General features: G+C 56.3%; 9 protein-coding genes and 4 pseudogenes. 6 read left to right on the top strand and 7 right to left on the bottom strand.

Annotation, left to right across the window (positions count from 1 at the left end):
• Window positions 1-261: 261 nt before the first annotated feature.
• Window positions 262-474: pseudogene (locus EDE09_RS28945) on the top strand (hypothetical protein); the annotation flags it as partial.
• 554 nt (window positions 475-1,028) lie between these two features.
• Here EDE09_RS28945 and EDE09_RS17705 read toward each other — a convergent pair.
• The 3 genes from EDE09_RS17705 to EDE09_RS17695 form a co-directional block, all read right to left on the bottom strand.
• Window positions 1,029-4,250, bottom strand: a complete 3,222-nt coding sequence (locus tag EDE09_RS17705; protein ID WP_165924210.1) for a PAS domain S-box protein — start codon at window positions 4,248-4,250, stop codon at window positions 1,029-1,031.
• 63 nt (window positions 4,251-4,313) lie between these two features.
• Window positions 4,314-4,715: a response regulator gene (locus EDE09_RS17700; protein WP_132411999.1), complete on the bottom strand. Its 402-nt coding sequence runs from the start codon at window positions 4,713-4,715 to the stop codon at window positions 4,314-4,316.
• A 14-nt stretch (window positions 4,716-4,729) separates the two neighbouring features.
• On the bottom strand, window positions 4,730-6,355 hold the full coding sequence (locus EDE09_RS17695) for an ATP-binding protein (protein ID WP_132411997.1): 1,626 nt from the start codon (window positions 6,353-6,355) through the stop codon (window positions 4,730-4,732).
• Window positions 6,356-6,896: 541 nt separating this feature from the next.
• On the opposite strand from EDE09_RS17695, the gene EDE09_RS17690 reads away from it, so the two are divergent.
• From EDE09_RS17690 to EDE09_RS17675, 4 genes and pseudogenes are all read left to right on the top strand, one after another.
• Entirely contained in the window at window positions 6,897-7,172 is a 276-nt protein-coding gene (locus tag EDE09_RS17690; RefSeq protein ID WP_132411995.1) for a hypothetical protein, read from the top strand.
• 401 nt (window positions 7,173-7,573) lie between these two features.
• Complete coding sequence (locus tag EDE09_RS28230; RefSeq protein ID WP_165924209.1) at window positions 7,574-7,903, top strand: hypothetical protein; 330 nt, start codon at window positions 7,574-7,576, stop codon at window positions 7,901-7,903.
• A 218-nt stretch (window positions 7,904-8,121) separates the two neighbouring features.
• Window positions 8,122-8,574: pseudogene (locus tag EDE09_RS17680) on the top strand (IS21 family transposase); the annotation flags it as partial.
• Window positions 8,540-9,057, top strand: a pseudogene (locus tag EDE09_RS17675) (ATP-binding protein); the annotation flags it as partial. The pseudogenes EDE09_RS17680 and EDE09_RS17675, both read left to right, overlap by 35 nt.
• A gap of 3 nt (window positions 9,058-9,060) precedes the next feature.
• On the opposite strand, the gene EDE09_RS17670 reads toward EDE09_RS17675, so the two are convergent.
• Window positions 9,061-10,242: an MFS transporter gene (locus EDE09_RS17670; protein WP_165924208.1), complete on the bottom strand. Its 1,182-nt coding sequence runs from the start codon at window positions 10,240-10,242 to the stop codon at window positions 9,061-9,063.
• Window positions 10,243-10,608: 366 nt separating this feature from the next.
• Between EDE09_RS17670 and EDE09_RS17665 the strand changes: the two genes are divergently transcribed.
• Window positions 10,609-10,830, top strand: coding sequence for a hypothetical protein (locus tag EDE09_RS17665; RefSeq protein ID WP_132411991.1), 222 nt, complete (start codon window positions 10,609-10,611; stop codon window positions 10,828-10,830).
• 190 nt (window positions 10,831-11,020) lie between these two features.
• On the opposite strand, the gene EDE09_RS17660 is transcribed toward EDE09_RS17665, so the two are convergent.
• The 3 genes and pseudogenes from EDE09_RS17660 to EDE09_RS17650 form a co-directional block, all read right to left on the bottom strand.
• Entirely contained in the window at window positions 11,021-11,605 is a 585-nt protein-coding gene (locus EDE09_RS17660; RefSeq protein WP_132412237.1) for an AAA family ATPase, read from the bottom strand.
• Window positions 11,606-11,632: 27 nt separating this feature from the next.
• Window positions 11,633-12,031, bottom strand: a pseudogene (locus EDE09_RS28700) (transposase); the annotation flags it as partial.
• Window positions 12,032-12,104: 73 nt separating this feature from the next.
• The gene (locus tag EDE09_RS17650; RefSeq protein WP_132411989.1) at window positions 12,105-12,401 is read right to left on the bottom strand and encodes a DUF982 domain-containing protein; all 297 of its coding nucleotides are present in this window, start codon (window positions 12,399-12,401) and stop codon (window positions 12,105-12,107) included.
• Between the last annotated feature and the right edge of the window lie 15 nt (window positions 12,402-12,416).

Below are 12,416 nucleotides of genomic sequence, written 5' to 3'. Positions count from 1 at the left end.
ACAACAACCGGACGCCTGACTGCATGCATCTTCTCCCTGAAAAGCTCCGGGTGTAACGACGTTGGTGCCGTCTCCCAAACGGGGCGTTGACACCGACTGCGGTGCGTATCTGAAGCAGTATTACCGACAACCGATGGGTTATGCGTCAGGCATCATCCATCGCGGCGATCCGATTCAACCCGCCAGTCGGGATTTCCTTCAAATGGCAGGCCGCTCGAGCCCCGTATGGCCCTCAACGTTGCAAAGAATTGGGAGAGCGTCCTGTCCGAGTTCATAAGCTATCTGTTCGCCATCCTCGTTGTCAGCCCGCTCCAGGCCGAGGTATGGGAGCGCTGGCAGGGCGTGTCATCCGCGGAGATCGTGCAAGTGGGACGGGCCCGCATCGCCACGGAGGCTCCCGAGCTTCTCCAACGAGCACGGGAGGATTCGCGTTGGGCTGCTACCAACTCCATCGGTGTCGGGATTGTTAATCCCGTGATCGCCCCGTCTTAGGCTGGAGTCTGGTTATGCTGCGCCGGGGGCAGTCGGCCAGACGAGTACGTCCGGTGCCTCTCCAGCTCGTGCCTCGGCAGGAAAATAGCCGATGTTTTCGTTAGTCGGGCAGCAACCGCGGAAGTCTAGACCGAATGACAGAAATTCTGATGACGGCCCGGATCGCTGGCCGAACGCTCTTCTTAGATCGTTGCCTTTATAACGGCGGCCAGCTTGTTCTTTCGAAGAAGTGCCATGGTAGCTCGTCTAATGTTTGCTATTTTGATGCTGGCGATGGTTCCCGGCATTTTGTCCTGGATCCAGTTTAGCAGCAGAAGTCCCAGGTTTTGCCCTCGACCGGCGCTCATCGTCTTTTGCTTACGCGAAAGTGATCTCGATCACGTCATCATCCACTAACTCGACTTGCCCGTTGACTGTACTTCGACATTTTCATCACAGCCGGTGTATCGTAGACGAAACGGACCGGCGCCCGGAGGCCCTAGCCGGGACGAAGGCGCTTGCATCTCATCGAATGCGATTTCGTAATGCGCTTGTGGTTAGCTGCGTTTAAGTAACTTAGACACTTCAGATGCAGGCACTGGGCGGGAGAACAGATATCCTTGCGCTTCGTTAAAACCCTCCGCACTGACCGCATCGAGCTGCGCTTTGGTTTCGACACCCTCCACGGTCGTTGTTATCCCTAAGCTGCGGCCGATGCCCGCGACAGCCCGGATGATTGCTAGAGATTCTCGCCCTTCAGGAAGATCATTGATGAACCCTCGGTCGACCTTGATTTTGTCGAAGGGAAAGCTGCGAAGGTAGCCGAGTGATGAATAGCCGGTTCCAAAGTCGTCCATCGCGATTGTGACGCCGAGCCGCCTGATCTGCTGCAGGGTCCGCAAGTTGTTTTCCTCGTCATCGAGCATCACCGATTCGGTAATCTCGAGCTGAAGGCGGGTGGGGGCGAGGCCAGACGCCTCTAAAGATCGCGAGACTGTTTCGGGAAGGTCGCCGCTCTTGAACTGGAGCGGCGATAGATTGACAGATACGCCTACGTCCGCGGGCCAGGCGGTGGCCTGCCGGCACGCTTCATTGAGAACCCATGCTCCTAGCTGCACGATGAGACCGCTTTCCTCAGCGACCGGAATAAAGTCAGCCGGCGAAATCATGCCTTTCTCCGGATGCCGCCACCTAACAAGCGCCTCGCATGAGGTGATCTTTTTCGACGCAAGCTCCACCAGTGGCTGATAATGAACCTCCAGTTCTCCGCGGATGAGTGCATTGCTGAGCTGCAATTTCAGTTGCTGTCGCGCCTGAAGGTGTTTGTCCATTCCGGGTTCGAAGAACGAGAATTTGCCTCGGCCGTCCGCCTTTGCGCGATAAAGCGCGACATCCGATGCTCTTACAAGCTCCTCCACAGTGCTTGCATGTTCTGGGCCTAGTGCGATACCGACGCTGGTGCCGATGGTCGCGGACACTCCGTCGAGATCAAAAGGTGTCTCAAGCATTTTGATGATGCGACCAGCAAGTAAGCGCGGATCATCAAGGTTGCCGATTGACGGCTGCACGACCACAAATTCGTCCCCACCGACGCGAGCCACTACGCCGGCTTCCTCCACGCAGGATCTTAGACGGTCGGCAACCTGACGCAGCAAGGCATCGCCCACGGGGTGACCATAGGCATCGTTCACCGCCTTGAAACCGTCGAGATCAAGAGCCAAGAGAGCTACGCCTTTTCCTTGTTGCAAACCTTCGAGTTCCCGGATGAGCCGCTCGCGGAAACACAGCCGGTTCGGCAGGCCCGTAAGCGCATCGTGCCTCGACATGTGCAGGATCTGGCTCTGCGCCTGAACCCGTTCCTGCTCGGCCTTGCGCCGATCTGAGATGTCACGAAAGAAAACTGAGAGTCCATCGGCCGAGGGCGAGGCATGGACTTCAAGCCAAAGGCTGAGCGAGGGAGAATACTCCTCAAAAGTGACCGCTTCGTTTTCTGCTAGCGCTTGCCGATAGTGTAAGGCGAAAATGCTGTCTGCTTCCGCCGGGTAGAGAGTCCAGATATTCTTGCCGATGGCCTCTTCACCGAGATCAAGCAGGCTCATTGCCTTCGAATTCATGTATGTCAGACGCCATTCCCGATCGAGAACGATCACGCAGTCCATGGTACTTTCAAGCACTGACGATAGCCGACGAGCGGCCGTCTCGGCCGCATGCCGGGCGTCCTCAGCCTCAGTGCGTGCGGTCTTTGCCTCCGTCACGTCACGCCAGATCGTTAAGATACGGACCGGCTTTCCCCCCGAGCCAAACACTGGCGCGGCTATAACGTCCATGCAATGTGTTTTACCGTCGTGAGCGGCAATTACAGTCTCGAAGCGAGCCGTCTCTGCCGCTTTAACACGGTCAAACGCGGAAGCAACCTTCGACATGTCGGAGGCGGCAACGATCTTGTCCCAGCGCATCTCGTTCAGGGGAGCGTCGGGGGCGAGGCCGAAAAGCTGACGCCCTGCCCGGTTCATGAGAACCAGATTGCCCTCGAGATCCATCAACCGGATGCAATCTGGGCTGCTGTCGAATATGCTACGAATGAAGGTTTCGCTTTCCTCCAGTGCCAACTCCGCAGCATGGCGTTCGGAGATGTCGAGCACCGACCCGGCGAAGCCAATGAGGTCGCCATTGGACGTCAACCGTGGCTCGCCAAGATCAATCACCCACGCCCAGGTTCCATCCCTACGGCGCAGGCGGTATTCCACACGTGTGGGTGCCCGGTTTTGTACCGCTTCGACAAACGCAGCCATCACGCTGTCACGATCCTCGGGATGAATGGCGTTCAACCATCCTGACCCCAGCGCCTCGTCGCTCGACTGCCCTGTTGTTTCGGACCATCGGCGGTTAAGATATGTCGTCTCGCCCTTGGCGTCGGTCATCCAGATCATCACCGGCGTGCTGTCCGCGATGAGGCGGAAACGAGCTTCGCTTTCACGAACCGCTTCCTCGGCTTTTTTCCGCTCATCAATGTCTTCAAGCAGGCCGTACCAACGGGTAATTGCCCCGTCCTCATCTCGGCGTGGCGCCGCACGATTGCGGACCCACCTAAACGCCCCGGTAGCGCTGCGTATACGACACTCCACGTCAAATTTGGTGCCAGTTCGGATTGACGCTGACCACCTCCGTTGTACCTGGGGCAAGTCGTCGGGATGGATGATTGTTGCCCATCCCGAGCCAAATGCGTCTTCCGGTGCGCGGCCCGATATTTCGAGCCAAGTCCGGCCAACCTCTTCGACCTCCCCGTCGGGTGTGGCAACCCACGGCACTTGAGGATGAAGTTCGATCAAAGAGCGATAATGTTCCTCGCGAGCGCGAAGGGCGCGCTCGACATTACGCAATTCGGTCACGTCGTTGATGACGGCAACCACCAGCCTCAACGGAGCAGCCGAAGCCGGCAGTGTTACGCAGTGTTTATGGGTAACAAGTGTCCTCCGTTCTCCCCGAGGCGTTGTAATTGTCTCCTCGAATATCCGCTCTCGTCCAGTCCTCAAAATCTCGCGGTCGACGGCGATGATTTCGTCAGCCTCCTCTTTGGGCAAAAAATCATGGTCCGATCGTCCGGCAATGTCATCTGGCTTACAGCCCAGGAGGGCGCAGGCGGCTGTATTGAGATATACAAAACGGGAATTCTCATCTTTGACGATGACCGGGTTGTGAAAGCCGGCAAAGATCGCTGAGACAATATCGAGCGTTTGCCCGCTTCCCGTATGATGTTTGGACGAGGATAAAAAAGGCATCATACACCTGCAGTCGCGAAGCTCAGTATTACGCCCAACGCAGTAGCTCGCGTTTGGGTTCAATTACAGACCCCGACCCGCCTTGCGGTTGCTTTCAAGCCGCGCAATGCAGCCGCTGATTTTCGCCATCAAAAGATCGAGATCCACCGGCTTCGTCAAATAGTCGTCGGCGCCAGCTTTCAAGCCATTCAGCGTGTTTTCCTTATCCGTCATCGCAGTCAACATGATGAACGGGGTATTGGAGAATTCCGGATGATTGACTTGGATCTCAGCCAAAAGCTCGTGCCCGGTCATCACTGGCATCGAGACATCGCAAACGACGATGTCTGGCCACGCGGTCAACATCTTCTCCAATCCCTCCCGTCCGTTCGCGGCCTCCAGGGTCTTTAGCCCTGCGTCCTGAAACTCCTCGACCAGGAGTTTTCGAATTTCGGTCTCATCATCAATGCAAAGAATAGTCGTCATCTTGCCGGCACCTCTTAGGCTGCGTCCTGTTCCAATCTCGGGTGGTGATCCACCGGAAGCGAGATCGTAAAGGTCGTCCCTTTGCCAATCTCACTGGTGACCGAGATTGTTCCACCGTGCAGCTCGATGATTTCGCGAACGATATTCAGTCCAATACCCGTGCCTGCGATTCCCGTTGCACTACGGGCTCTGAAATATGGCTCGAAAAGACGTGGAAGGTCGTCAACATCCATGCCGATGCCCGTGTCACGAACGCTCACCTTCGCCCAGCCATCCTCCTGCCAGCCGCGCATGTAGATTTCCGACGAGTGAGGAGAGTACTTCACGGCGTTCGAAAGGAGGTTCGATACGACGCGATCGACGGCGTCTGGATCAAAAGGCATCGATTGAGGAAGGGACGTGACGTCAACATGGATGTCGTGGGTCGCGCTGATGTCCCGTCTGCGCTTAACTGCTTCGTCTATTACCGTGGCCAATGAACACGGTTGCCTGTCAATCGCAATCGTACCTGTTCGCAACCGTCCGGCAGCCAAGATGCTTTCCATCAGCTCGACCATCCGAGCGACAGCCCCTTTTATCTGCGCGGATTTTTCGAAGAGATAGTCGCTGGTGACCGCTGTCTTCGTCCGCGTTAATCGCTGGGCCGCGCTGTCAATGATCGCAAGTGGCGTGCGGAATTCGTGGGAAATCATGGCCACGAAGCGGCGCTGCAACGCGTTGACCTCGCGTTCCTGCTGGAGCAACCGGTCGAGTTCGGCATTTTTCCTGCTGACTTCTGCAGTCCTTGCCTCGACCAGCTTCTCTAGTTCGTCCCGATGTTCAATCAGACTCTGTTCGCTTTTCCTTAGCGCGTCCAACGCGAGCCGCCGCTCATGGACGTCTTCGAGCAAGCCGTACCATCTGGTGATCTTGCCGGTTGGTGATCTTTTCGGCGCCGCACGACTGCGAAACCAACGAACTTCCCCACCTACATTAGCGACGCGGAACTCGATGTCGAGCGGAGCGCCTGTCTCCACCGAGCGTGCCCAGTTTTCTTTCACTGCGAGCAGGTCTTCTTGATGAACGGAGCTTTCCCACCCGGAGCCGGCGGCTTCGTCACAGGACCTCCCTGAAAGATGCTCCCATTCGGCCCCAACTTCGATGATCTCCCCGGCAGCATTGGCTAACCAGGGCGTTTGAGGATGGAGTTCGATCAGCGATCTGTGATGCTCCTCGCTCGCCCGAAGAACGCGCTCTGCCTTCCGCAACTCGGTGACGTTCTGAAACTCCACGATCAGGAATTCCTGTACTGTGTCGTCAAAAGCCAGACAAACGCGCCGTTTGTGGGTCTTGAGGGTGTGGGGTGAACCGTCCCGCCCAGTAATCACCTCTTCGAAGAGCTTTTCCTCTCCAGTTTCGAAGATCTGGATGTCCACGGCTCGGATCGCATCGGCCTCAGCCTTGGGCAGAAAATCATAATCTGTTTTACCGACGACGTCTTCCGATCTCGCGCCTATCAAATCGCAGGCGGCGTCATTGAGGAAGAGGAACTGAGATGCGCTGTTCTTCACGATGATCGGATGCGGCGCCTTCTTGAAAATCTCCGCTAGCACATCCTGTCTGGGCAAAGCGTTAGGCAGTTCAGTACGTGCTGCAGTCATAATTATTTCCTTGCACTCGCCGCGTGTTGGATCAAAGATGCGGGTCGTCGTCTTTCTGACTACCAAAGGAATATTATGTTCCCCTCAACTAAGCCGCTAAAACTTTAGCGTCGGCTATTCGACCGGGCACCACTGCTGCGTCGCCTTTTCGCCGCGAGCGAACTTTTCCTCAGACACCTCCTTGGCCAACGAGTGTAAGTGGAGGCGGAACGGGCGATCAGTTTTCATTTTTATATCCTACTAACGGCCGACTTGATCGTTCACGCTCGACGAAGCTTAATAAGTTTCTGAGAACCTGCGGTTTTGCCCCAATCAACAATCTCAGCGGCCGGCGCGCCAGAAGCGCCGGCCGTCTTGATTGCAGTGGACATTTGCTCTAATCCTTTGAAACCTGTTCACCCCTTCTACGACCCAGCGTAAAGTCCCTGGTCCCTAAGCAGCACAGGGCAATCTTTGGTTTAGGGTAAAGGGCCCCGCACGGGACAGCGCGCCGGCCCTGTCGTTTGAGCCGAAGCGGTCCATCTATTCTGAAACAAAAATCATGAACGCACCTGCGGACAGAAACATCGACGCTAACGTCTTCATGGCGGAGATCGAGGATGTAATCCGCGCCATACCCGAAATCAACGAATCCTGGGCCGCCCTGGAGCATTTTGAATGGCTGGGTCGCGTAGAAGCGATCCTTAAGCATCCAGCTGTCAACAAGCAGGCAGAAGCGCGAGCCTTGATTCGAGAAGCCCTTGGCAACAAATCAAAGAGCACAGCTCGAAGCCAACTTCTAATCCTGCTAAAGAGCGCAAAAAGCCGCCTCCGGTGATAATTGGCAGCCAATCCTGATGTGGCGGACAGCCTCTGCTACCGGCATCGCAATGCGCCAAAGTGGCCATCCACCACATCCGGTCGGGGCTTTAGATTGAAGGCGCTGAAGGACTGCTCCGCCTATAACGGCGATCAATATTTGGGGAGATTTGGTTGGAGGGGCCTTCAAGAAAGGCATTGGCGCTGAGGTGACCTATTCGATGGGATGAAAAGGAATGCGACCACTGAACGCGGGATAACACGCAGACGGCGGCCGAGGCGGCACGCACCGCCGAGGAGTTTTGGGACGGAATGAAAAACAAGAACGACATAATAGGAGCAGACGCCATCGTCATGCCGAAATTGACCTGACGCTGCTGCTTCTTTTCCGCGAATGATGATTGCAGTATCTCGGTGTGTATGGACAAGATTGAGCGCGACAACCTGATCGTGAAGATGGCTGCTCTCGGGGTGAAGCCTAAGGCGATAGCTGACGAGATAGGCATTCCGCTGTCGAGGGTAAAGAGTGCCCTCTCTAGCCACCAGTTCTGCATAACACCATTTGATCCACCACAAGGCATGAGTGTGAAAACTGCATGGCGGATATACGTCACTTTGGGCGATTGGCCATCCGATGAAACGATGGAGAAGCTCGCTGGGCGAATGGAGCAATTCATGCGAGCGCCCGGTACACGCCTGAAAGATTGGGAGGAGTATCGCATGTGGCTGGCCGGCAGCGGATATCTCTGAGGGAGCAGCTGAGGAATAACTCTCCGCCACGATTGCAAGTTTGGCCTCGTTGCTGAAACGGCGACGCCGCCCGCTATCGACAATCTCCATACGGCTAACTTGCAGCCGCTTCTCAAGCGTTAAATCCACGGTTCTCACACTGTCTATATTGACGTCCATATAGACAGAACATCCAGTTCGCCTCACTTCTCAGCAAGGCGGCCCACCTCGGATGCGTACAGATAACCGCCAATACGATCGAGATCTTCCACAAGGGCGAGCGGATTGCTGCTCATCGACGCTCCAGCGGCAACGGCAAGCATGCGACGATCCCTGATCATAAGCCCTCAGCGCATCGCCGCTTTGCTGACTGGACGATCGAACGCATTCGACGCGAAGCCTCTGCCATTGGGTGGGATGTTGCGCTGCTGTGCGAGCGCATCCTCGCCGACAGGCCGCATCCTGAACAAGGCTTTCGAGCTTGCCTCGGGATCATCCGCCTCAACAAGAGCTTTGGCCGCGACAGGGTCAATGCCGCTTGCGGCCGTGCGCTGGAGATTGGAGCCCAGACATATGGCTCGGTGCGCTCCATCCTCGACAATCACCTTGACCGAACGGCTGCCTCAAATAGAGCGGCGTCGCATGGACCGGTCCATCATGAAAACATCCGCAGACCCCGCTATTACCACTAAGGAGAACGAAGATGCTTCTCATCCAACACTCGACAAACTGAACGCCATGGGCTTGGCCGGCACGGCAAAAGCCTTTGGCGAACTCAGCGGCAACGGCGAAGCCGCAACATCTCTCGCATGCTGAATGGCTCTGATTGTTGCTCGAACGGGAGTGGCGTTCCCGCTACGATCACAAGCTTGCTGCACGTCTCAGCTTCGCCAAACTGCGCCACCAGTCGACGCCGGAAGATGTCGCGATTATCGCAGCGAACGCGGCCTTGACCGCGCGCTCTTCATGAAATTGCGCGGCAGCGACTGGATCAGTCCTCATCACAATCTGGCATCTGCGGCCCCTCGGGTGTCGGAAAGAGATGGCTGGCCTGTGCGCTTGGCCCCAAGGCTTGCCGAGACGATCGTACCGTTCTCTATCAGCGTGTTCCGAGACTATTCGCCCAGCCCGCACTTGCGCGTGGTGACGGCAGACCTTCGGTCCTTCGAAAGAGCAGTTCAGCCTTCTGGAAAGACTGCCAGGCAGAGGGAGGCAAGGGCTGCTGAAAGGCAGCTTGCCAGGGCGAGAGGCCACCAACCAAGGTCAAGGAACGGCGCGGCGATAGCGGTACCTGTCGCCGTGAACCCCAAGATGCCTGCCACAACCAGTGCAGCGCCACGAGAATGATCGCCCTTCGAGGCTACTATGGCCTGATGGAAGCCGATTGGACCCCGCAGACCGAACGCTCCATTGGTGATGGCCCAGATGGGCACGATGACAGCAAGGCTGCTTCCACCAAACTGAACATAGGCAAGGATCAGCAGAAAGGCAGTGAGCAAGACTCCCGTTCCGAGGTAGATCATGCGCTCGATCCCGAACTTGCTGGCAAGTGTGCTGGAAAGATTGGATGCCAGAATAAAGATGGCTATTCCGCAAATCTGCAGAAGGATGAAATCCTCAATGCCGCCGCCCATGATCTCTGTCATCACGACCGGTGCGCCAAAGACAAAGATGAGGATTGCGGCGAGAGAGAAAGCCTGGCTCAGCGCGTGCCGAAGGAACACCCCGTCCCGCAGGATCGACAAGTAGCTTCGATGAGTCTCAAGCGCTACAGTCCGATCCGGAAGCGAGCGGCTGTAGACCACGCAGGCGATGGCGCAGAAGATCGCAAAGGCTCCAAGAACCAGGAAGGATGTTTCCCAACCGCCCATGCCGAGCAGAAGCGCACCTGCCACCGGGGCAAGCGCCGGGGTTAGAGATTCGATCGAGCCAAGCCGACCAAACATTCCGACCGCTTTGTCACCCGTGAAGAGACCCTGGATGAAACCTGGGGCAAATACTGCAGGACCAGAGCCGAAAGCTCCTTGAGCAAACCTGAATGCCACCAGCCACTCCAGCGTAGGCGCGAATGCTGCCAGGATGGAGGTGAAAGCAAATAGGGTCAGCGACCAGATCAGGAGTCTGCGAGGCGAATATCTCGCGCCGAGTTCACCGAATGTCAGCAGACCCACAAGCGTTCCTGCGGCATAAGCTGCCAGCACCATCTGGGCTAAAGCGGGCGTGCCGCCCAATTCGTGCGGCATCTCGGGGACCGCGGGAAGGACTAGGTCAGTTCCGGCGATACCGAGGATTGTGCCAAACGCAATAAGCGAAAACATGAAGGCGGGCGATGCAGATCGGATCATGGCCCCAAATACCATAGGGGAAAAATCGGACCTATCACCTGGCACTTATGGGACCGAACAAATTGGTTGATGAATGTCTGGGTGTGTGCCTCTCTGGTAGCCTCGGTGAGGGGGCTGTATTCTAGCTTTGTTTCGCTTACCATTGTCTTCCCGTCCTCGGTCCGCGAGAAGATAGTATTCGGCCGCTATGAAGCAACCAAAAGCTTGATTTTGGCCAAATATGGTCCACTCTGCGATCCTTTCATCCCATCCTTTTCAAAGTGCCAGCCGCTTTCCTAGTAGATTATTTTTCCTACACACCCGACCCCTCTGTTCATCACCCCGGAACATTCATATGCTGCCACCGCGCCCGGCTCGTCCCCGGGACAAGGGAGCTCGCCAATGCTAAGTGAATATTTGCAGCCTGCTCGTCAAAGCGTTCTCCTTCCAGATGAGGTTGCAACGCTGCAGCGGATTTTCGACCAAACTTGCTGTACGCTGGGCATCCAGAAGACGAGTGCTCAAGCCGAAGGACTAGCGGCCACATTGGTCAATCTCTACGAGCGCGGAGTTCGGACGGAGGACCAGCTGTCTGCCATGGTCGATAAGATCGACTTCCTCTAATTACGCCCTTCGGCGTAGTTGATCCTTCGGGCTCCATAGGCGTAAATTTCGGGCATAGGTCGGGCAGAGAAGAGCCCCGGCCGCGAAAGCCCGCGCTTCTGGGGATTGACGCGGGCTTTCTACATTCCAACCACTTGTGGCGATTAGGACCGGAGTTCTATCCGCCCTCCGCCCTCGCGCCTATTCAGCGTCAGGGCAAGAAGTCCCGGTGTAACTGGCTCAAAATGTAGTCGGCTCTTCCGGCGACCGAAGTTTTGGGGATCAACCGAACTTTGTAGCCGAGTGACGGGTATAGCTTCACGAGACGATCATACTCGGCAACCGCTTCCTCCAAACCGTGCCGTCGCTCTGAATCAGCCTGGTACAACTCCGGCCAAGGCGGGGTCATGAAGACATCTACATGAAACCGGTTTGCAGCAATGAGGTCCAACCGAATCGGCTCCCCAGTCGCATGATGTAGACCTGCAACTGCATCAATAAGCCCCCGGTCAAAGAACGTCACGGACGCTCGCCTTTCGGCATCGGCCAGGTCTTGAAGTGCCATCTCTATTGCTTTTCGTGCGAAAGCCGCCATGTTAACCCATGGCAAAGCTTCTCCCCCAGTTTCAAGTTGTTGTTTGACAATACGACGCCCGGGTTCCTCAGCAATGGCGAAGCCCCGCTCTTGAAGTTCTCCAAGCAGAGTTGATTTTCCACCGCCTGAACAGCCAGAGACAATAACATATCGCGTATGACTTTCCTCGGCGCTCCACGAACCTCTCGAATATGTTGTCATTTTGCGGTTAATCGGGCTCATCCTCAATTTCTGATTAAGCGGCAGCATTCTCGCCCTCCAGTTCTGAGCCAGCGTGACCGTACATTGTTCGCTTCAGCATGTTGAGGCGGTTGATCTGCGCTTCGGCTTGACTGTTGCTCCAAGGGAATTCGACCGCATTTCTTAGGACATCAATGTCCCGGGGCAAAACGCGGTGGCTAAACACATGATCGTCGTGAATTCGGTGTCAACGGCATCATTGATCCATCCATCCAGCGCCTCCTAGCGCTGCGCAAGATGCCGTTGAAGCGCATAGCCAAGCCCACGCATTATGGCGAACATTGGAGAGCCCTGCTTTAATACATTGACCTTTCTGACCTGACGATCTGTCAGCAGGCCGCGCGGTTTTTCGCACCAAGCTGCAGCCACCAAAGACGAGATCATATGGTTTGCTGGGAACACCTGCCAGCGCCGGGCAGGCAAGCGCCGCCGCCAGTCGCGAACGACCACACGACAGCACCTACATTCCATCTACGTTCCGGTCGCTGGAGCCGCGCGAGACGAACGGTACGGACTCGATCTCTACCAGGAGGCCGTTTTTTTTGAGGAAACGCCTGAAATTGTCGCGCACCGCCCCGAGGGGAAACCGACCAACCGCGGCGTCGCGGCACGCCCTCAGCATGGTCTCATACGCCACATCTCGCTTGTCCGCAGGCCATTCCTCCAGGAAGTCAAAAATGTCGTCGAGGCAACCTACCTCCTGAACGAAGTGCTGTCTTTGCACAAAAAGAGGTCGGCTGAACAGACTGCCAGTCATTGGGTCCTCCATCTG

This window comes from Neorhizobium sp. S3-V5DH, from assembly GCF_004343065.1.
GTDB classification, from domain to species: domain Bacteria; phylum Pseudomonadota; class Alphaproteobacteria; order Rhizobiales; family Rhizobiaceae; genus Neorhizobium; species Neorhizobium huautlense.
The sequence above is the reverse complement of the archived record's forward strand: the minus strand, read 5'-3'. Positions and strand labels throughout refer to the sequence as shown.

Excerpts from the sequence above, each read along its gene's own strand:
- EDE09_RS17690 (WP_132411995.1), top strand. The coding sequence starts at position 6,897 with ATGAACGCACCTGCGGACAGAAACATCGACGCTAACGTCTTCATGGCG.
- EDE09_RS28230 (WP_165924209.1), top strand. The coding sequence starts at position 7,574 with ATGGACAAGATTGAGCGCGACAACCTGATCGTGAAGATGGCTGCTCTC.
- EDE09_RS17665 (WP_132411991.1), top strand. The coding sequence starts at position 10,609 with ATGCTAAGTGAATATTTGCAGCCTGCTCGTCAAAGCGTTCTCCTTCCA.
- EDE09_RS17705 (WP_165924210.1), bottom strand. The coding sequence starts at position 4,250 with ATGCCTTTTTTATCCTCGTCCAAACATCATACGGGAAGCGGGCAAACG.
- EDE09_RS17660 (WP_132412237.1), bottom strand. The coding sequence starts at position 11,605 with ATGACAACATATTCGAGAGGTTCGTGGAGCGCCGAGGAAAGTCATACG.
- EDE09_RS17695 (WP_132411997.1), bottom strand. The coding sequence starts at position 6,355 with ATGACTGCAGCACGTACTGAACTGCCTAACGCTTTGCCCAGACAGGAT.
- EDE09_RS17670 (WP_165924208.1), bottom strand. The coding sequence starts at position 10,242 with ATGGTATTTGGGGCCATGATCCGATCTGCATCGCCCGCCTTCATGTTT.
- EDE09_RS17700 (WP_132411999.1), bottom strand. The coding sequence starts at position 4,715 with ATGACGACTATTCTTTGCATTGATGATGAGACCGAAATTCGAAAACTC.
- EDE09_RS17650 (WP_132411989.1), bottom strand. The coding sequence starts at position 12,401 with ATGACTGGCAGTCTGTTCAGCCGACCTCTTTTTGTGCAAAGACAGCAC.